At 35.9% G+C, this 18,798-nt stretch carries 17 protein-coding genes; 14 read left to right on the top strand and 3 right to left on the bottom strand.

What is annotated here, in order from left to right; genetic code table 11:
- The first annotated feature begins 12 nt into the window (after window positions 1–12).
- From BUE84_RS10160 to BUE84_RS10105, 12 genes are all read left to right on the top strand, one after another.
- Window positions 13–984 (top strand): iron ABC transporter permease, encoded by a 972-nt coding sequence (locus tag BUE84_RS10160; RefSeq protein ID WP_079241531.1) that lies wholly within the window; start codon window positions 13–15, stop codon window positions 982–984.
- Between the two features lie 266 nt (window positions 985–1,250).
- Window positions 1,251–1,628, top strand: coding sequence for a GxxExxY protein (locus BUE84_RS10155; protein WP_079241530.1), 378 nt, complete (start codon window positions 1,251–1,253; stop codon window positions 1,626–1,628).
- Between the two features lie 98 nt (window positions 1,629–1,726).
- Window positions 1,727–2,650 carry an ABC transporter ATP-binding protein gene (locus BUE84_RS10150; protein WP_079241529.1) on the top strand — a complete coding sequence of 308 codons (924 nt, stop codon included), beginning with the start codon at window positions 1,727–1,729 and terminating at the stop codon, window positions 2,648–2,650.
- Between the two features lie 165 nt (window positions 2,651–2,815).
- Window positions 2,816–3,268: a MarR family winged helix-turn-helix transcriptional regulator gene (locus tag BUE84_RS10145; RefSeq protein ID WP_034694513.1), complete on the top strand. Its 453-nt coding sequence runs from the start codon at window positions 2,816–2,818 to the stop codon at window positions 3,266–3,268.
- Window positions 3,269–3,321: 53 nt separating this feature from the next.
- Complete coding sequence (locus tag BUE84_RS10140; RefSeq protein ID WP_079241528.1) at window positions 3,322–5,715, top strand: 3-hydroxyacyl-CoA dehydrogenase/enoyl-CoA hydratase family protein; 2,394 nt, start codon at window positions 3,322–3,324, stop codon at window positions 5,713–5,715.
- An 82-nt stretch (window positions 5,716–5,797) separates the two neighbouring features.
- Window positions 5,798–6,262, top strand: coding sequence for an IS200/IS605 family transposase (gene tnpA / locus BUE84_RS10135; protein ID WP_079241527.1), 465 nt, complete (start codon window positions 5,798–5,800; stop codon window positions 6,260–6,262).
- Between the two features lie 103 nt (window positions 6,263–6,365).
- Window positions 6,366–7,544 carry an acetyl-CoA C-acyltransferase gene (locus tag BUE84_RS10130; RefSeq protein WP_079241526.1) on the top strand — a complete coding sequence of 393 codons (1,179 nt, stop codon included), beginning with the start codon at window positions 6,366–6,368 and terminating at the stop codon, window positions 7,542–7,544.
- Window positions 7,545–7,580: 36 nt separating this feature from the next.
- A complete protein-coding gene (locus BUE84_RS10125) occupies window positions 7,581–7,937 on the top strand; it encodes a four helix bundle protein (RefSeq protein WP_079241525.1) in 357 nt (118 codons plus the stop codon).
- A 50-nt stretch (window positions 7,938–7,987) separates the two neighbouring features.
- On the top strand, window positions 7,988–9,766 hold the full coding sequence (locus BUE84_RS10120; RefSeq protein WP_079241524.1) for an acyl-CoA dehydrogenase family protein: 1,779 nt from the start codon (window positions 7,988–7,990) through the stop codon (window positions 9,764–9,766).
- 144 nt (window positions 9,767–9,910) lie between these two features.
- Entirely contained in the window at window positions 9,911–10,225 is a 315-nt protein-coding gene (locus tag BUE84_RS10115; protein WP_079241523.1) for a hypothetical protein, read from the top strand.
- Window positions 10,226–10,251: 26 nt separating this feature from the next.
- Entirely contained in the window at window positions 10,252–10,587 is a 336-nt protein-coding gene (locus tag BUE84_RS10110) for a YegP family protein (protein ID WP_079241522.1), read from the top strand.
- A 79-nt stretch (window positions 10,588–10,666) separates the two neighbouring features.
- A complete protein-coding gene (locus BUE84_RS10105) occupies window positions 10,667–11,113 on the top strand; it encodes a phosphohydrolase (protein ID WP_034694511.1) in 447 nt (148 codons plus the stop codon).
- Here BUE84_RS10105 and BUE84_RS10100 read toward each other — a convergent pair.
- Together BUE84_RS10100 and BUE84_RS10095 are read right to left on the bottom strand one after the other, a co-directional pair.
- Complete coding sequence (locus tag BUE84_RS10100) at window positions 11,110–11,826, bottom strand: DUF2490 domain-containing protein (protein ID WP_079241521.1); 717 nt, start codon at window positions 11,824–11,826, stop codon at window positions 11,110–11,112. The genes BUE84_RS10105 and BUE84_RS10100 overlap by 4 nt on opposite strands.
- A 72-nt stretch (window positions 11,827–11,898) precedes the next feature.
- The gene (locus BUE84_RS10095) at window positions 11,899–13,710 is read right to left on the bottom strand and encodes a TonB-dependent receptor plug domain-containing protein (RefSeq protein ID WP_079241520.1); all 1,812 of its coding nucleotides are present in this window, start codon (window positions 13,708–13,710) and stop codon (window positions 11,899–11,901) included.
- A 639-nt stretch (window positions 13,711–14,349) separates the two neighbouring features.
- Here BUE84_RS10095 and uvrA point away from each other — a divergent pair.
- Both uvrA and BUE84_RS10085 read left to right on the top strand, forming a co-directional pair.
- Window positions 14,350–17,142 carry an excinuclease ABC subunit UvrA gene (uvrA, locus tag BUE84_RS10090; RefSeq protein WP_079243908.1) on the top strand — a complete coding sequence of 931 codons (2,793 nt, stop codon included), beginning with the start codon at window positions 14,350–14,352 and terminating at the stop codon, window positions 17,140–17,142.
- An 88-nt stretch (window positions 17,143–17,230) separates the two neighbouring features.
- Complete coding sequence (locus BUE84_RS10085) at window positions 17,231–17,998, top strand: methyltransferase domain-containing protein (protein WP_079241519.1); 768 nt, start codon at window positions 17,231–17,233, stop codon at window positions 17,996–17,998.
- 62 nt (window positions 17,999–18,060) lie between these two features.
- On the opposite strand, the gene BUE84_RS10080 is transcribed toward BUE84_RS10085, so the two are convergent.
- Window positions 18,061–18,702, bottom strand: coding sequence for an NAD(P)-dependent oxidoreductase (locus tag BUE84_RS10080; RefSeq protein ID WP_079241518.1), 642 nt, complete (start codon window positions 18,700–18,702; stop codon window positions 18,061–18,063).
- Window positions 18,703–18,798 lie beyond the last annotated feature (96 nt).

Raw genomic sequence — 18,798 nt, 5'->3', positions numbered from 1 at the left:
TCTTTCTGAATCATGTCAAAAAGATTTAAAATCCTGTGTTTTTTATTCGTGATCGCCATTATGATAAGTGCTGTCATTAATCTGAACACAGGATTTTTAGGTTTAAGCTTTCAGGATTTCTTTCAGGATTCTGCACATAGCCAGATTGCTGAAATCCGCATCAACCGCGTTCTGGTAATGATGCTGGCCGGAATTTCCATTCCTACTTCTGGTTTTCTGATGCAGGAATATTTCCAAAACCCCCTCGCTGGGCCTGATATATTGGGAATAACCTCTGTCGCCAGTCTATCGGTTGCCTTTTACATTTTCTTTTCCCATAACATTTTCCTTCCTGAATTTTTACAGAATAGTTTTCTCAGCCTATCTGCTATTGGAGGAAGCTTACTGTTAATGTTGATACTGCTCTCAATGTCTAACAGATTTCAGGACAAATCGTATCTTATTATTTTCGGGTTTTTAGTATCTGCTTTTGCTGGAGCTATTGTATCCCTGTTGCAGTTTTACGCAGAAAACCAGAGTCTTAAAAACTATATCCTATGGTCTTTCGGAGCGAATAATATGGTAACGAGAAACCAGATTTATGTACTGCTTATATTGGTTTCAATGGGAATGTTTATTTGTTTCAGGGCTATAAAACCACTTATTGGAAATTCTCTGGGCAATTCCTATGCACAGAGTTTAGGCGTAAATCTGAAACAGCTGAAGCTTTTAATCATCGTTGCATCTTCTCTCCTATCAGCTTCTGTTACAGCATTTTTAGGACCAATTCTTTTTATCGGAATTATTGTTCCTCACTTTTGCAGACTCGTTTATAATCCTTCAAAATTATGGCAGCAATGGATTCTTAATATGTTTCTGGGAATGCTGATCATGCTGTTTTTCTCAGTTATTGCAGAAAAAACACAGATTCCTCTGAATGTGATAAGCTCTGTATTCGGTATTCCTGTGATTCTGATGATGCTTTTAAAGCAGAATAAGGTTTAGATCTTTTTGTTGGAAAACGCAAAGGCGCAAGAAACTTTTAAAATCTACATATTTTTAAGACGCAAAGATTTTATCACCTATAAAATTGAACAACGTATATTTTAAATATTCCAAACAAAAATTACCACAATCCCTTGCCGAAAATCTTCGATTTTCTCGCGCCTTAAAATATATCCAATGTATTAAAATACCTTTGAGCCTTTGCGTTTATCCAACATATACTTATTCTAATAATTCATATATTTAAGTTCAACAAAACACCACAAATGACAGAAAATGAATTATCAAAAATTGTTTTTGAGACAGGATTAAAAATTCATAAAAAGCTTGGAGCAGGATTATTTGAACATGTATATGAAGAATGTATGTTCTATGAATTAACAAAAGCTGGATTTTTAGTAGAAAAACAAAAGTTCCTCCCAATTGTTTATGAAGATTTGAAAATAGACAATGCTTTTAAACTCGACCTGATGATTGAAAACAAAGTGATTTTAGAAATAAAAACCGTTGATTACATTAGCCCTACTCATAAAGCTCAACTATTAACCTATTTAAAAATGTCAAACTGCAAATTAGGAATGCTTCTCAATTTTCAATCTGATGTTTTCAAAAACGGTGTCACAAGAATTGTAAACAACTTATAAAATAAACGGGATAAAAATTTGACAAAGTCAATTTCCTTGCGCCTTAAAACATTATTTTTGTAAAACAATTTGCGCCTTCGCGTATAACCAACAAAAGCATGCACCTACAGATCAAACAGGCAAATATCGGCTACAATACCACATTAATCTCCAATGCCAATGCAGATTTAAAGCTCGGTGATGTAGGTCTGCTGATTGGTAATAACGGTGTAGGGAAAACAACATTGATCAAATCTATTCTGCATCAAATGCCTTTACTGAATGGAGAGATTGCTATTAATGGAAAAAATGTAAAAAATCTTTCTGTAAAAGAAATCGCGGAAAATATTGCTATTGTCTTTTCAAAGTCGGTTATTCCGCAGCATTATACAGTTGAAGATCTTATTTCTCTGGGAAAATACATCTACTACCCTTTTTATTTTGAGTTAAAAAAAGAAGACCGCGAAGAAGTTGCGCATATTATTGAAGAATTAGATCTGAATCAGTACAGATATACTCTTTTGAAAAACCTGTCAGATGGAAATCTTCAGAAAGCCTTTATCGGGCGTGCTATTACTCAAAATTCACCTATCATTATTCTGGATGAACCTACTACCCATCTTGATGAGAAAAATAAAATTATTATCCTCAAAACCTTAAGAAAGCTGGCTAAGGAACAAAATAAGCTTATCCTGTTTTCTTCCCACGACTGGCGGCTGGCCAAAGAATTCGCAGACAAAATATGGTATGTAAAGGAGAATCATTTGTATTCAGGGATTGTGGAGGATATTTTGCTTCAGCACAATGAACTTACTAATGCTTCGTTATTTCAAATCAACGAGACCTTTATTCCACCTTTTATCTCGGCACCGCAATTTCACAAGGAAATGCTGTATTCTTTACTTCAAAAAAACTTCCAAAAAGACCTGTCTGAGCTAAATTTTGAATTTCATGACAGTTTTTGGGTAATTAATAAAGATTCCCACACTTACCAATGTGAATCTTTTGAAGAAATCATCAATTTGATCGTAAACATTCATTAATACTGAGTTTTCTTTGATTTATTCACATACTATGCATGCATAGTATTATGCTAATCATACAATTTAATCCTTTTATTTACAGCCTATTAACAAAATTTAACGTTAATAAATATTATGCATGCATAATATTTATTAAATTTGGGTAAAACCATTGGCGCAAAAATGATGGATAATAATAAGGAAAAAATAGAAAACGTAGATTTAATTTTAAAGCAGACCTGGTTGGCTGTTTCTAAAATGTACACAGAATTAGCCCAGGAACATGATTCCACAGCGGTACAGGCACTCACTCTTCTTAAAATTGATCCCAAAGAAGGAACCCGAAGTACCAATCTTGGACCAAAGATGGCTATTGAACCCACTTCATTAACGAGAATCATCAAACTTCTTGAAGATAACGGATATATCTATAAGGAAAAAACCACCACTGATAAAAGAGAGGTGATCATTAAACTTACAGACAAAGGATTAAATTCCAGAAACATGTCTAAGGAAGTTGTTGTCAACTTTAATAAGAAGGTGATGGAGAAAATAGCTCCGGAAAAGCTGGATGCTTTCAAAGACGTGATGACCGAGATCATGAAAATAGCAAACGAATTATTAAATAACAGAAAATAAATTATGATGAAGTCTTCGGGCTCATATAATCTTATACAAATAAAAATTTACATATGAAAAGAAGAATCAAACATGTAACGGTTCTTGGTTCAGGAATTATGGGAAGCGGAATTGCTGCTCACTTCGCCAACATCGGCGTTGAAGTATCACTCTTGGATATTGTTCCTTTTGAACTTACTGAAGCTGAACAAAAAAAAGGTTTGACCAAAGATGACAAGGTCGTAAGAAACAGAATTGCTTCCGAAAACTTTGAAAAACTAAAAAAAGCAAGTCCTGCACTTCTTTATTCACCAAAGTTTGCAGACAGAATTACAATCGGAAACTTCGATGATGATTTGCCGAAAATAAAAAATACAGACTGGATCATTGAAGTAGTAGTAGAAAGGCTTGATATCAAGAAGTCTGTTTACGAAAAAATTGAACAGTTCAGAAAACCGGGTACCTTAATTTCTTCTAATACATCCGGTATTCCTATCCATTTTCTTACAGAAGGGAGAAGCGAGGATTTCAAAAAATATTTCGCCGGAACCCACTTCTTCAACCCTGTAAGATACCTTCCTCTTTTAGAGATTATCCCAACTAACGATACAGATCCTGAGATCATCGATTTCTATATGAATTATGGAGCAAAATTCTTAGGTAAAACAACAGTTTTAGCAAAAGATACCCCAGCTTTCATCGCCAACAGAATCGGTGTGTTCTCTATGATGGATCTTCTTCACAATGTACAGAAATTAGGACTTACCGTTTCTGATGTTGATAAATTAACGGGTCCAGTCATTGGACGTCCAAAATCTGCTACATTCAGAACAGCTGACGTTGTAGGTCTTGATACTTTGGTAATGGTAGCCAACGGGGTTCGTCAAAGCGGTGCGGAAGCGAACGACTTTAATGATGTATTTGCCCTTCCTCCTTATATCCAGAAAATGATGGATAATAAATGGTTAGGTTCAAAAACAGAACAAGGTTTCTATAAAAAAGTGAAAAATGCAGAAGGAAAATCTGAAATTCACGGATTAAACCTTGATACTTTAGAATATGAACTTCAAGGAAAATCATCATTCCCTACTCTGGAATTAACAAAATCTATAGATAAGCCAATTGACAGATTCAAAGTACTGATTGGTGGTAAAGATAAAGCTGGTGAATTATACAGAAAGTCCTTAGGAGCACTATTCGCTTATGTTTCTCATAAAGTACCTGAAATCTCTGATGAAGTTTATAAAATTGACGATGCCATGAGAGCCGGTTTCGGATGGGAAAACGGACCATTTGAGATCTGGGATGCTGTAGGTGTTCAGAAAGGTATTGAACTGGCAAAAGATGCAGGATACGAGGTTTCTGACTGGGTGAAAAATGTAGAAACTTTCTACAAAGTGAATGACGAAGGACAAAGCATTTATGTTGATAAAAATTCAGGTGAATACAACAAAATTCCTGGTCAGGATGCATTCATCATCTTAGATAATATCAGAAAAAATAAAACACTTTGGAGTAATTCAGGGGCTGCTATTGAAGATTTAGGAGATGGTATCATCAACTTTGAGATCCGTTCAAAAATGAACTCTCTTGGAGGCGAAGTTCTTGATGGATTAAACAGAGCCATTGATTTAGCTGAAAAAGAATATGACGGATTAGTTGTAGGAAACCAGGGAGCAAACTTCTCTGTAGGCGCTAACCTTGCCATGATCCTAATGATGGCTATCGAGCAGGATTGGGATGATTTGAATATGGCAATTGCTTACTTCCAGAAATCAATGATGAGAGTACGCTATTCTTCTATTCCTGTAGTAGTTGCTCCTCACGGAATGACTTTAGGCGGAGGGTGCGAAATGACCATGCATGCTGACCGAGTGGTTGCAGCAGCAGAAACGTATATCGGACTTGTAGAAACCGGAGTGGGTGTAATCCCTGGTGGTGGTGGTACTAAAGAATTTACTTTAAGAACTTCCAGAGAATTCCACAACGATGATGTTAAAAATAACAGACTTCGTGATGCTTTTATGAACATCGCCATGGGTAAAGTAGCTACTTCTGCTTATGAAGCTTATGACATGGGAATCCTTGAAAAAGGAAAAGACATCGTTTCTGTAAGCAAAAACAGACAAATTGCTGAAGCTAAAAAAGTAGCGAAACTATTGGCAGAACAGGGATATACTCAGCCTATCGAGCAGAAAGTAAAAGTTCTTGGTAAAGATGCATTAGGAATGTTCTATGTAGGAACAGACCAGATGCTAACCGGAAACTTTATCTCTGCACACGATAAGAAAATTGCAGATAAACTGGCCAACGTAATGGTAGGTGGAAATCTATCTGAACCAACAGTAGTAACAGAACAGTACCTATTGAACCTTGAAAGAGAAACCTTCCTTCAGCTTTGTGGTGAGAGAAAAACTCTTGAGAGAATTCAATATATGTTGCAAAACGGGAAACCTTTGAGAAACTAATGGGAAGCTCCGTAGGAGCGAACTGTTAATAGCATGAATAATTTAAAGATTGGAGAGCCTCGTAGAGGCGACCTGTTAATATATGGCAAATACCTACACTCAGATTTATATTCAAATTGTTTTCGCTGTAAAAGGAAGACAAAATCTGATTTCAAAAGAAAACAGAGAAGAATTGCATCGGTTTATAACAGGTATTGTTTCCAATAGAGATCAAAAATTATTCGCAGTTTTTGCAATGCCGGACCATGTCCATATTCTTATAAGTATGAATCCGACATATTCGGTTTCAGATGTAGTAAGAGATATTAAAGCGGGTTCTTCAAAATTCATCAACGAAAAAGGATGGATCAATGGAAAATTCAATTGGCAGGAAGGGTATGGAGCTTTTTCTTATTCTAAAAGCAGTGTTGATTCTGTTGTAAAGTATATTTTAGAGCAGGAAGAACATCATAAAAAGAAAACTTTTAGAGAAGAATATCTGGATTTTATGTCAAAATTTGAGATAGAATATGATCCAAAATATTTATTTGAATGGATTAATGATTAACAGGTCGCTCCTACGGAGCTCCTCAAAAAGCATAAACAAATATCTATGAACAGTTTACCTCTACGAGGCAAAAAATTCTTAAAACAATTTAATTAAACAAAAAATGAAAACAGCATACATAGTAAAAGGTTTCAGAACAGCCGTTGGAAAAGCTCCAAAAGGAAGTTTAAGATTTACAAGACCTGATGTCATGGCAGCTACCGTTATTGAAAAATTAATGGCTGAGCTACCACAATTAGATAAAAACAGAATTGATGACCTTATCGTAGGAAATGCGATGCCAGAAGCTGAACAAGGGCTGAATGTGGCACGTCTGATCTCTTTGATGGGGTTAAATACTGATAAAGTACCGGGAGTAACCGTAAACAGATACTGTGCTTCAGGAAGTGAGGCAATTGCTATTGCTTCTGCAAAAATCCAGGCTGGTATGGCAGACTGTATCATTGCCGGTGGTACTGAATCTATGTCATATATCCCGATGGGAGGTTACAAGCCGGTTCCTGAAACAGATATCGCAAAAACAAACCCTGATTATTACTGGGGAATGGGTTACACAGCGGAAGAAGTAGCCAAACAATATAATATTACAAGAGAAGAACAGGATCAGTTTGCTTTTGAATCTCATATGAAAGCTTTAAAAGCCAATCAGGAAGGAAAATTTGCCAACCAGATTGTTTCAATTCCCGTAGAATATAATTTCCTTGACGAAAATCAGAAACTGCAGACTAAAAAGTTTGATTTCTCAGTAGATGAAGGGCCTAGAGCTGATACTTCTTTAGCTGGATTAGCAAAACTAAGACCTGTATTCGCCAACGGAGGAAGCGTAACTGCCGGAAACTCTTCTCAAATGAGTGACGGAGCCGCTTTTGTAATGGTAATGAGTGAGGAAATGGTAAAAGAATTAGGACTGGAGCCTGAGGCAAGATTAGTAGCTTACGCAGCTGCCGGATTAGAACCAAGAATCATGGGAATGGGACCTATCTATGCTATTCCAAAAGCATTGAAACAAGCAGGTTTAGAATTAAAAGATATTGATTTGATTGAACTTAATGAAGCTTTTGCCTCTCAATCAGTTGCTATCAAAAAAGAATTAGGACTAAACCCTGATATCTTAAACGTAAACGGAGGAGCTATTGCCCTTGGACACCCGCTTGGATGCACAGGAACGAAACTTACCGTTCAGCTTCTTGACGAAATGAGAAGACGTGGCAACAAATACGGAATGGTTTCTATGTGCGTAGGAACAGGTCAAGGTGCGGCTTCTATTTTTGAACTACTTTAATCAATTATAGATTTTAAATTATAAATTTTAGATGTAATGAGTTTCAAAGAAGATAATTTGATTCAAATAAAAACTTTTGATTTTGCTTTAAGAATAATTCAATTTTATACTGAATGTAAATCTCAAAAGAAGTTTATTTTATCAAAGCAGATTCTTCGTTCAGGAACCTCAATTGGAGCAAATGTAGAAGAAGCTATAGCCGCTCAATCTAAAAAGGATTTTATTTCAAAGCTTTCAATTGCAAATAAAGAGGCAAGAGAAACAAGATATTGGTTAAAACTTTATCATTCTTCAAATCTCGTTCAAATTGAGATCAATTCATATTTAATAGATATTGAAATGATCATTAATATATTGACTAAAATCATTAAAACATCATCTGAAAATTTATAATAACAAAATCTAATTTAAAATTTATAATCTAAAATTTAAAATAATAACAAATGAGCAATATACTTAAAGGCGGGGAATTCCTAATCAAACAAATTCCTGCAAACGAAATTTTCAGTATTGAAGAACTGAATGAAGAACAAAAAATGCTTCGTGATTCTGCGAAGGAATTTATAGATAGAGAGGTTGTTCCCCAAAGAGAGCGTTTCGAAAAGAAAGATTATGCATTCACTGAAGAAACAATGCGTAAACTGGGCGAAATGGGAATGCTGGGAATCGCTGTTCCTGAAGAATACGGAGGTCTTGGAATGGGCTTTGTGACAACAATGCTTGCTTGTGATTATATTTCCGGAACTACAGGTTCATTGGCTACGGCTTATGGAGCACACACCGGAATTGGAACGTTGCCAATCGTTCTTTACGGAACTGAAGAACAAAAGAAAAAATACCTTCCGGATTTAGCAACAGGAACAAAATTCGGGGCTTACTGTCTGACAGAGCCGGATGCTGGTTCTGATGCCAATTCAGGAAAAACAAAAGCAAAACTTTCCGAAGACGGAAAACATTATATCATCAACGGACAGAAAATGTGGATCTCTAATGCAGGATTTGCAGATACATTTACATTATTCGCTAAAATTGATGATGATAAAAATATCACAGGGTTTGTAATCAACAGATCTGAACTTGAAAACCCTGGAAGCTTAACGTTCGGAGAGGAAGAACACAAATTAGGTATCCGTGCTTCTTCTACCCGTCAGGTTTTCTTCAATGATATGAAGATCCCTGTGGAAAATCTTTTAGGAGAAAGAAACAATGGTTTCAAAATCGCTTTAAATGCATTGAACGTAGGCCGTATCAAACTGGCTGCAGCATGTCTTGATGCACAGAGAAGAATCTTAAACCACTCTATCCAGTATTCTAACGAAAGAAAACAATTTGGGGTTTCTATTGCAACTTTCGGAGCGATCAGAAAGAAAATTGCTGAAATGGCAACCGGAGTTTTCGTAAGTGAAGCTGGTTCTTACAGAGCTGCTAAAAACGTGCAGGATAAAATTGATGAATTAGTAGCAAGTGGATTAAGCCATCAGGAAGCAGAGCTGAAAGGTGTTGAAGAATTCGCTGTAGAATGTTCAATCCTTAAAGTATTCGTTTCTGACCTTGCTCAGCATACAGCAGATGAAGGGATCCAGGTATACGGAGGGATGGGATTCTCTGAAGACACTCCTATGGAAGCAGCTTGGAGAGATTCAAGAATTTCAAGAATCTATGAAGGGACCAATGAAATCAACAGATTATTAGCAGTAGGAATGCTGATCAAGAGAGCAATGAAAGGTGAATTGGATCTTTTATCTCCTGCAATGGCTATCAGTAAAGAATTAATGGGTATTCCTTCATTTGAAGTTCCTGACTATTCAGAATTTATGAGTGAAGAAAAAGCGATTATAGCAAACCTTAAGAAAGTATTCTTAATGGTTTCCGGAGCAGCTCTTCAGAAATACATGATGGATATTGAAAAACAACAGCATTTATTATTGAATGCTTCTGAAATCCTTAACCAGATCTACATGGCAGAATCTGCAGTATTAAGAGCAGAAAAACACTTTTCTCCTGAATCTGTAGAAGCAGCTATGGCTCAGTTAAATCTTTACAAAGCGGTTGAGAAAATCATTACTGCAGCTAAAGAAGGAATTGTTTCTTTCGCTGAAGGAGATGAGCAGAGAATGATGCTTTCAGGATTAAGAAGATTCACTAAATATACCAACCATCCGAATGTAGTAGCGCTTACTGAAAAAGTAGCAGCTCACTATATAGAGAAAGGAGCTTATTAGTCTTAATAACATAAATTTGATTCAGCGCCTCAATTTTTGAGGCGCTTTTTTGATCTTTATTAATTATGACATCCATTGAAATTAACGGTATTTAGCAATGTTATTCAAAAAAAATCATTATTTTTATTTTAAATTACATAACACATGAAAATTTTATTATTTCCAATACTCCTTATTTCCGTTACTTTTTCAGCACAAAAAAAAGATAATTTACTTCCTGTACCCAAGATGGATACCACAAAAATTGTTGCTAAAGGAAAATTCCCGGGATATTTTGCTCTGAAACCGGATCAACCTCAAAAAGAACTTTACAAAATATTAACGGTTAAGCCCAATGACACTACTCTTTATCTGGCTTTAAAAGAACCTTCAAAGGATTATTCACAATATAAAATTTTAAATACAATTACTCCTGATAGGTTTCAGGTCAATCGGAAAAAAATACTACCATCCAAATAACCTAACACAAACTAAAAACTATTACCATGGGAAAATTTATTATCTCTAAAAGAACAAACGGAGACTTTCAGTTCAACCTCAAAGCTGGAAACGGGCAGGTTATTTTAACCAGCCAGGGATACAGTACCAAACCATCCTGCGAAAGTGGAATCGGATCTGTAAAGACCAATGCACAGGAAGATGCAAAATTTGAAAGAAATACGGCCAATGACGGCAGGTGCTATTTTAATCTAAAGGCAGGAAACGGACAAATCATAGGAACCAGTCAGATGTATGAATCTGACAATGGCATGGAAAACGGAATAGAATCCGTAAAAAACAATGCTCCACATGCTCATATAGAGGATGAAACAAACTTTTAAAATCATATAAAATATTCTTCATAAAATGCCTTATTTTTTTAAGGCATTTTTTATTTTTGTACTCTATTTTTCATTAGAAATGACAAAAGAAGAATTACTGAATAAAGCAATCAAAATCGCCGATAAGGCTCATAAAGGACAAACCGATAAATACCATGCTCCATACATTGCCCATGTAATGCGTGTAATGAATTATGGTAAAACACTGGATGAAAAGATTGTAGGGGTTCTGCACGATGTTGTGGAGGATCACCCACTGGAATTCAGCCTGGATTATTTAAGATCGGAAGGATTCCCTGAATATATTATTTTTGCCATCAGCTGCCTTACAAAGCTTGATCCGGAAGAAGACTATGATGAATTCATCAAAAGGACGGAACGATCTCTCCTTTCTGTAGCTGTAAAACTGAATGATCTTCGTGATAATATGGACCTTAGAAGAGTAAACAGAGAGCTTACTCCTAAGGATATCAAAAGATTTAATAAATATCTGAAAGCTTATCGTTATCTGATAGAGAAGTATTAATCCGCACCCGGGAAATCGTAAGTTTTCGTATGGTGGTTTGTTCCGTCAATATTGATGTTTAACGCAAGGTAAACGAAATGTAAATTTTTGTTTCCTTTTGCTTCAAATTCACGCTGCCACAGATATCCGCTCACAATACCGAAATAATCATCGATCTGATAGCCGAAACCGCCATAGACTCTATTTCTGGCGAAAGTAGGCTTCATCGGAGAGACAAAGAACACCTCGTCATAAGCATTGGCGAAAACAGTTCCTTTTTTGATGGTTTTTGCATTTAAAGGAACACTTACGTTCAGACGGTATCTGTAACGCATTCTCTGGGAAGTCTGATCTGTTTTTGGCTCGTAAAACCAGCTCTTTTCAGCACGGAAACGGTTTTCAAACTTTACAATACCTTTCTTGATATCAATAACGTCCTGAAGCCATACCCTGAACTCTTCTCTGCTCAGACTATGTTCTTTATAGTTAACATATCTTCCAAGCCCCACAAAAGGTTTGTGGTTTTTGGTAAGATTATACCCTAATCCCCCTTTTATTTCATAATAATCAGGGTAGGTATAATCTTCGTTACCACGCATCTGCCCTTCAGCATAAAGGAAAAATTTCGGATGAAACTTATAGGTCAGAGTCACTGCATTGAAGCTGGAAATGTGTTCCTGTGCTTTAAAAAAAGATATTCCAAGTAATAAACCTAAGCCTATAAGACGTTTCATAAAAAATTTTTGCAAATGTATATTTTTTAACAATTTGTTAATATTAACTTTTATTCATGTTCAAATTAACAATTACTTAATATTGATTGTATAAGAAAAACCAATATGGAACCATCTTTGCGGCATTCCCACCCCAAATGCTTCGGTATATTTTGTGTTGGTCAAATTGTTAATCAACACATATACTGAGTAATCTTTTTTAGCAAAGCTCAGCTTCTCATCTACAAGATTATATGTACCCAGATTGACTCTTTCATTGTAGCGGTAAACAAGCTCATTGGTAAAGTTTTTCAGGAATTTCACCTCTAGCTTGGAAACAAACTGATGTTTCAGATTGTCCAGAATATATCTTGAAACCACACCAGCTTTTTCTTCATATTTGCTGTCAATATATGTGTAGCCAACTGTATATTTTAACCAGTCTGTCGGTCTATGACTCCACTCTGCCTCGATTCCTTTGGTTTTAATATCTCCTACATTCTGAGCATACCATACTTTATCACTCAGGTCTTTTTTTATCCAGTCAATAGAGTTGCTGGAATTTCTTAAAAACCCGCTGATTTTTGCCAAAATTCTATTATTTTGATATTGATATCCTACTTCTGATGACAAAGCATTTTCAGGCTGTAAATCCGGGTTTCCCTGTTCCGTTTTGCTTACATAATAAAGTTCGGTAAAAGTGGGTACACGGTGTACTTTTGCGATGTTTCCATAGATTTTAGAATTGGCACTAAAGTTATAGCCTACATCAAGCCCCGGATAAAAGAAATTTCCTTCCTTAGAATAATTAGCCCATGAAATTCCCGGACTGATGTTCAGTTTTTTATCCAGTAATGAAAAATGATGTTCAAAGAAAACCTGAGATACAAAACGGTTTCGATCACCCAAATTACTGCTTACTAAAAATTCTTTTCTCAATTCAACCCCAATTCCGGTTGTTCCCAATCCCCACTGATAGCTGGAATTCACTTCTCCACCCACATTATTTCCGATGTGCATATTTCGGTAAAAATCCGGATTCCATCGGTCATAAAGGTACATATCCTGTCCTCTTCTCCAGTATACGTTAGAATTAAGCTTCAGCTTTCCAAAAGTCTGCTGGTGAGCCACACTTACGATAGACGCTTGTGTTTCTTCATACTGTTTGGTGGCAGCACTGGAAGCATAAAAACCATTGGCCCCGAATTTCTTTTCCGAAAACCCCGCCTGTACTCTCACATCTCCGTTTTTAATATTCAGCTTTCCCTGATAAAATACATTTCTGATTTCATAATCCGTATTGAACATATACCCTTCCGAAGAAGCAGAATTGGCTTGAAGAGAGTTGGTAAATTTCTCATTTCCAATCTGTGCATTGAATCCAAGACCATAAGAACCATAATCACCTCCTTCCGCACTGATTTTCACTTTCTTCCCTGGGGTAGTTTTGGTAACGATATTAATCACACCGGCATAAGCATTCTGTCCGAAACGTCGTGCTGCAGGGCCTTTAATAATCTCTATCTTTTCTACTTCATCCAGATCTACCGGAATATTCATATTATTATGTCCGGTCTGGGAATCATTCATTCTGATTCCGTTCAGAAGCAGCAAAACCTGCTCAAAAGAACTACCACGAAAACCGATATCACTCTGCACGCCATTAGCACCTCTCCTTCTGATATCCATTCCTGGTACCTGTTGAAGGATTTCGTCTATACTTTTAGCCGGAGAATTTACAATGTCTTCTCTGGTGATAACACTGATGTTCTGATTGGCACTTTTATAAGGTGTAGAGATAAATTTTCCCTGAAATTCGATGCTTTCAATATCTGTTGTCTTTTCCTGTGCATGTACCCAAAGTAAAGATCCCAGAAAAAAAGCACTTCCTATCTTTTTGATCATAATCGTTTTCGTCGTTTTTTAACAGAGTCCAAAAGTAAGGGAGTTCACCAAGACAGGCAAATGATAGTTGTCATAAAAAAAGATGCAACATAATGCTGCATCTGTGTGAGGGAGTAATTTTATCTTTTTCTCATTAAATGTGTAACTAGATCTCTGAATAATTTTCTCATTTCTATATTACATATTTACGGCTACAATTTTAAATAATTTTACAACATAAAACAATAGTTAAATAAAAAAACACAATATATTTTTAAAAATTATATAAAACACTGTAAAATAAACCGTAAAACAAAATTAAGTCCACAAAAAATATTCATTTTTATCATTCACCAACAGATCTATTTCCTTTTTCGACTTCTTATTTCATGTTGATAATAACAATTTTTAACAATAAGATAAGCGTAAATTTTTCGCTAAAATTTCGTAATTTTGTGGGTCTTAATTTTACGATGAAATTATTCTTTTTTCAATGGTAATTCTGTCGGCAATCTAAAAAAATATAGCTGCAGAATATCAGATGAATTAGGGAATACATGTAAAAGTTCAATTGATGACAGCCTAGGAAAATTCTAAGGCAAAACACCATTATACTGAAAGTTTTAATGCTTTACAGTTACTTTTATGAATAAACAAAATATGGCTAACACAACAGAAATAGACATAAAAAAACAGATTTTCGTTAAGAATGCACATCTTAACAATCTGAAACATATAGACGTCCTGATTCCGAAAAATAAACTTATTGTTATTACAGGAGTTTCAGGAAGTGGAAAATCCTCTTTGGCCTTTGATACTATTTATGCTGAAGGACAGAGAAGATATGTAGAAAGTTTAAGTTCTTATGCCCGTCAGTTTTTGGGAAAATTAGAAAAACCAAAAGTGGATGATATCAAAGGACTTGCGCCTTCTATTGCCATCCAGCAGAAAGTAATTTCTTCCAATCCTCGTTCTACGGTAGGAACTTCTACGGAAATCTACGATTATATGAAGCTTTTATTTGCAAGAATCGGGAAAACCTTTTCACCGGTTTCCGGAGAAGAAGTAAAAAAAGATTCAGTGTCTGATGTGGTAGACTTTATTAAAGCTTCTAAAAAGGATACTTCTTTTCTCCTGACCGCTCCTTTGGAATATGATGTTGATAATTTTAAGGAAACCTTAAATATTTTAAAACTGGCAGGTTTCACAAGGCTTGAAATCAATGGAAATCTTGCCGGAATTGAAGATTTGGAAAGTTTTGGTTTTACTCCTGAAAAAGGTATGATCATCAATCTTGTGATCGACCGTTTCTCGTACGAAGAGGACGAAAGTTTTTTACAAAGACTTGCAGACTCTATTCAAATGGCGTTCTATGAAGGACGCGGCTATTGTTCACTAAAGAACACAGAAACGGAAAAAATAAAGGAATTCTCTAATAAATTTGAGCTGGACGGCATGGAGTTCCTTGAACCCAATGTTCATTTTTTCAGCTTTAATAACCCATACGGAGCATGTCCGGCATGTGAAGGATACGGAAAAGTAATCGGAATTGACGAGGATCTTGTAGTTCCTAATAAAACATTATCCATCTACGAAGATGCCGTTGTCTGCTGGAGAGGAGAAACGATGAGCGAATGGAAAAAAGATTTCATCAAAAAAGCAGGTGACTTCCCTATCCACAAACCTTATCATCAGCTAACAAAAGAACAGAAAAATTTCCTTTGGAAAGGTGACGGAAAGAGTAATTTCCCTTGCATCAATAATTTCTTCAAAATGCTTGAAGAAAATCTATACAAAATCCAGTACAGAGTAATGCTTTCCCGTTATAGAGGAAAAACCCTTTGTCCAACATGTGAAGGATTGAGACTTCGTGAAGAAACAAGCTGGGTAAAAGTAGACGGACATAATATTCAATCAATGATTGAACTTCCTTTGGATGAGCTGGCTCCGGTCATTAATGGATTAAAGCTTTCAGATCACGACAAAGAAGTCGCTAAAAGACTGATCTATGAAATCACCACCCGCCTGGAATTCTTATTAAAGGTAGGTTTAGGATATTTAACCTTAAACAGAACGTCCAATACCCTTTCAGGAGGAGAAAGCCAGAGAATTAACTTAGCAACCAGTTTAGGAAGTTCTTTGGTAGGTTCTATTTATATTCTGGATGAGCCTTCTATCGGGCTGCACTCTAAAGACACCGAAAACCTGATCGAAGTATTGAAAAACCTTCGTGATCTTGGAAATACCGTTATTGTAGTAGAGCACGATGAAGATGTGATGAGAGCTGCGGATTATATTATTGATATCGGTCCGGAAGCGGGTTATCTTGGTGGTGAACTGGTATTTGCAGGGGATTATAAAGACCTGAAAAAAGCCAACACCCTTACTTCAGAATATCTTACCGGAAGACTTGAAATTGAAGTTCCGAAGAAAAGAAGAAAAGGAAAAGAATGGATTCATATTAAAGGAGCCCGTCAGAATAATCTTAAAAATATAGATGTAGACGTTCCTTTGGAAAGTCTGGTAGTCATTTCCGGAGTTTCAGGAAGCGGAAAATCTACTTTGATGAAAGAAATCCTTACCAATGACATTCAGATCCAGCTTGGAATGGGTGGTAAAAAAGGAGACTATGATTCTGTAGAATTCCCTAAGAAACTGATCAAAAATATTGAATTGATTGATCAAAACCCAATCGGAAAATCATCCCGTTCAAACCCTGTAACATACTTAAAAGCTTACGATGATATCCGTGATCTTTTTGCCAAGCAGAAAGTAGCCAAAATGATGGGCTATAAACCTAAACATTTCTCTTTCAACGTGGATGGCGGAAGATGTGATGAATGTAAAGGAGAAGGTGTGATCAATGTTTCCATGCAGTTTATGGCAGACATTGAGCTCGAATGTGAAGTTTGTAAAGGAACACGATTCAAAAATGAAATTCTTGAAGTAAGATTTGATGAGAAAAACATCTCTGATATCCTTCATATGACGGTAGATGAAGCATTGGCATTCTTTAAAGATAATAATGAAGAAAAGATCGTAACGAAGTTGAGACCTTTGCAGGAAGTAGGTTTAGGCTATCTGCAGCTGGGGCAAAGCTCCTCCACCCTTTCCGGTGGTGAGGCACAACGTGTGAAACTGGCTTCATTCCTTGTAAAAGGCGTAACAACAGATAAAACGTTATTCATTTTTGATGAACCTTCTACAGGACTTCACTTCCATGATATTCAGAAATTACTTAAATCATTGCAGGCATTGATTGATCTTGGACATTCGGTGATTGTTATTGAACATCAGCCTGATATCATCAAATGTGCCGATTATATTATCGATATCGGTCCGGAAGCCGGAAAACATGGTGGTGAAGTTGTATTTGCAGGAACACCGGAAGATCTGACTAAAAATAAAAAGTCCTATACGGCAAAATACATCAAAGAAAAATTGGAACAATAAATACAATCGGCTGTTTTAAAACAGCCGATTTTTTATTTAGATTCTCTATCTTTATTCAACTTATTAACCCATTACAAAATTATTCTTTATGCCCTGGAATCCCGAATTATATGATCAATACAAAGATGTACGTTACAAACCTTTTTATGATTTAACAGCATTAATCAAGCCTGAAAATAATATAAAAGCCATTGACTTAGGCTGTGGAACCGGAGAACAAACCTCTATTCTTACGGAAAAACTGACAGGTTCTACATTCTTAGGAATAGATTCATCAGCAGAAATGCTTGAAAAATCTAAAAAATTTGAAAATAATAATCTTCATTTTAAACTTCAGACTATTGAAGAAACAGCACAATCTGACCAGAAATGGGATCTTGTGTTCAGTAATGCCGCTTTACAGTGGGCTGATGATCATGAAACTTTATTTCCTAAAATCATTGGACTGCTTTCACAAAATGGACAATTAGCCATACAAATGCCCGTTCAGAAAGAAAATATTCTGAACCAGATTCTAACGGAAATGGCAGATGAGGAGCCTTATTCATCCCAATTAAATCATTTTAACCGTGATTCTCCGGTGCTTTCAATGGATGATTATGCCCAGATATTATTTGATAACGGAATTCAGGATATAGAAATATTTCAGAAGGTTTATCCTATCATTGCACATGATCACGAAGCCTTATATGAGTTTATTTCAGGAACTGCATTATTGCCTTATTTAGAGCGTCTTGAAGGAGAACATAAAGAAAAATTCATCTCTGAATTTAAATCGCGTATTGCAAAAAGGTTTACAAAATACCCTGCTATCTATGCATTTAAACGCATTCTGATGTATGGACGTAAGAAATAGAAAATCTTGATACTAATAAAAAACTGCCACACTTATGTGGCAGTTTCTTCTTTATATATTTTTTACTCTCTCAGATTATACAAGAACGGACTTTGCCTGATATATTCAGAATTGCCAATCTGAGAAACCAAAAACTCCGCAAGATCTGCAGCACTGATTCCTTCTCCTTTACAATCTGTAAGGCTTGTTTCCGTTGGAAAATTGTCCTCTGTAAGATGAATCAGAGGGAGTCTTACCAATGTCCAATCTAGGTTGCTATCCAGAAGAAATTCATATTCTCGCTGTTTATCTGCTGTAGTCTCGGGATAGTTTTGGTACATCCAGTCTGTCGCCATTTCTACCCTTTCATTTTTATAATCGAACGGTGTATTTACACTCAAACCCGTAGTTACAATATATCGCCTGATTCCATGATGATTCATTGCAGAAATGATATTTTTTGCAGCATCGCTGAATATAGACTTCTCTCCTTTTGGTTGTCCTAAAGTACTTATGACAAGATTGGTTCCTTCAATCAAAGTATGGATAGCTCTTTCATCCCTTGCATCTCCTTTTACCACTTCAATTAATGGATTTTGGAGGGTGAAACTCTCAGGATGCCTTAATAAAAGTTTAAGAGAATATCCTTTTTCAAGAAGGTTTTGTACCAGATATTGTCCGGATTTTCCGGTTCCGCCGATCACGGCAATTTTATAGGTTTTCATAATGATTTTTTTAATTATTAAACATCAATAATCAGAAGCAGATTAACCGCTAATGACCGCTGATAATACAAATGACATATTGTCTTTGCTTTTAGA

The sequence above is a fragment of the Chryseobacterium indologenes genome (assembly GCF_002025665.1).
GTDB lineage: Bacteria > Bacteroidota > Bacteroidia > Flavobacteriales > Weeksellaceae > Chryseobacterium > Chryseobacterium metallicongregator.
The sequence above is the reverse complement of the archived record's forward strand: the minus strand, read 5'-3'. Positions and strand labels throughout refer to the sequence as shown.

What these genes read in the sequence shown, in the direction of transcription:
- BUE84_RS10160 (WP_079241531.1), top strand. Translation starts at nt 13, where the DNA reads ATGTCAAAAAGATTTAAAATCCTGTGTTTTTTATTCGTGATCGCCATT.
- BUE84_RS10155 (WP_079241530.1), top strand. Translation starts at nt 1,251, where the DNA reads ATGACAGAAAATGAATTATCAAAAATTGTTTTTGAGACAGGATTAAAA.
- BUE84_RS10150 (WP_079241529.1), top strand. Translation starts at nt 1,727, where the DNA reads ATGCACCTACAGATCAAACAGGCAAATATCGGCTACAATACCACATTA.
- BUE84_RS10145 (WP_034694513.1), top strand. Translation starts at nt 2,816, where the DNA reads ATGGATAATAATAAGGAAAAAATAGAAAACGTAGATTTAATTTTAAAG.
- BUE84_RS10140 (WP_079241528.1), top strand. Translation starts at nt 3,322, where the DNA reads ATGAAAAGAAGAATCAAACATGTAACGGTTCTTGGTTCAGGAATTATG.
- tnpA (WP_079241527.1), top strand. Translation starts at nt 5,798, where the DNA reads ATGGCAAATACCTACACTCAGATTTATATTCAAATTGTTTTCGCTGTA.
- BUE84_RS10130 (WP_079241526.1), top strand. Translation starts at nt 6,366, where the DNA reads ATGAAAACAGCATACATAGTAAAAGGTTTCAGAACAGCCGTTGGAAAA.
- BUE84_RS10125 (WP_079241525.1), top strand. Translation starts at nt 7,581, where the DNA reads ATGAGTTTCAAAGAAGATAATTTGATTCAAATAAAAACTTTTGATTTT.
- BUE84_RS10120 (WP_079241524.1), top strand. Translation starts at nt 7,988, where the DNA reads ATGAGCAATATACTTAAAGGCGGGGAATTCCTAATCAAACAAATTCCT.
- BUE84_RS10115 (WP_079241523.1), top strand. Translation starts at nt 9,911, where the DNA reads ATGAAAATTTTATTATTTCCAATACTCCTTATTTCCGTTACTTTTTCA.
- BUE84_RS10110 (WP_079241522.1), top strand. Translation starts at nt 10,252, where the DNA reads ATGGGAAAATTTATTATCTCTAAAAGAACAAACGGAGACTTTCAGTTC.
- BUE84_RS10105 (WP_034694511.1), top strand. Translation starts at nt 10,667, where the DNA reads ATGACAAAAGAAGAATTACTGAATAAAGCAATCAAAATCGCCGATAAG.
- BUE84_RS10100 (WP_079241521.1), bottom strand. Translation starts at nt 11,826, where the DNA reads ATGAAACGTCTTATAGGCTTAGGTTTATTACTTGGAATATCTTTTTTT.
- BUE84_RS10095 (WP_079241520.1), bottom strand. Translation starts at nt 13,710, where the DNA reads ATGATCAAAAAGATAGGAAGTGCTTTTTTTCTGGGATCTTTACTTTGG.
- uvrA (WP_079243908.1), top strand. Translation starts at nt 14,350, where the DNA reads ATGGCTAACACAACAGAAATAGACATAAAAAAACAGATTTTCGTTAAG.
- BUE84_RS10085 (WP_079241519.1), top strand. Translation starts at nt 17,231, where the DNA reads ATGCCCTGGAATCCCGAATTATATGATCAATACAAAGATGTACGTTAC.
- BUE84_RS10080 (WP_079241518.1), bottom strand. Translation starts at nt 18,702, where the DNA reads ATGAAAACCTATAAAATTGCCGTGATCGGCGGAACCGGAAAATCCGGA.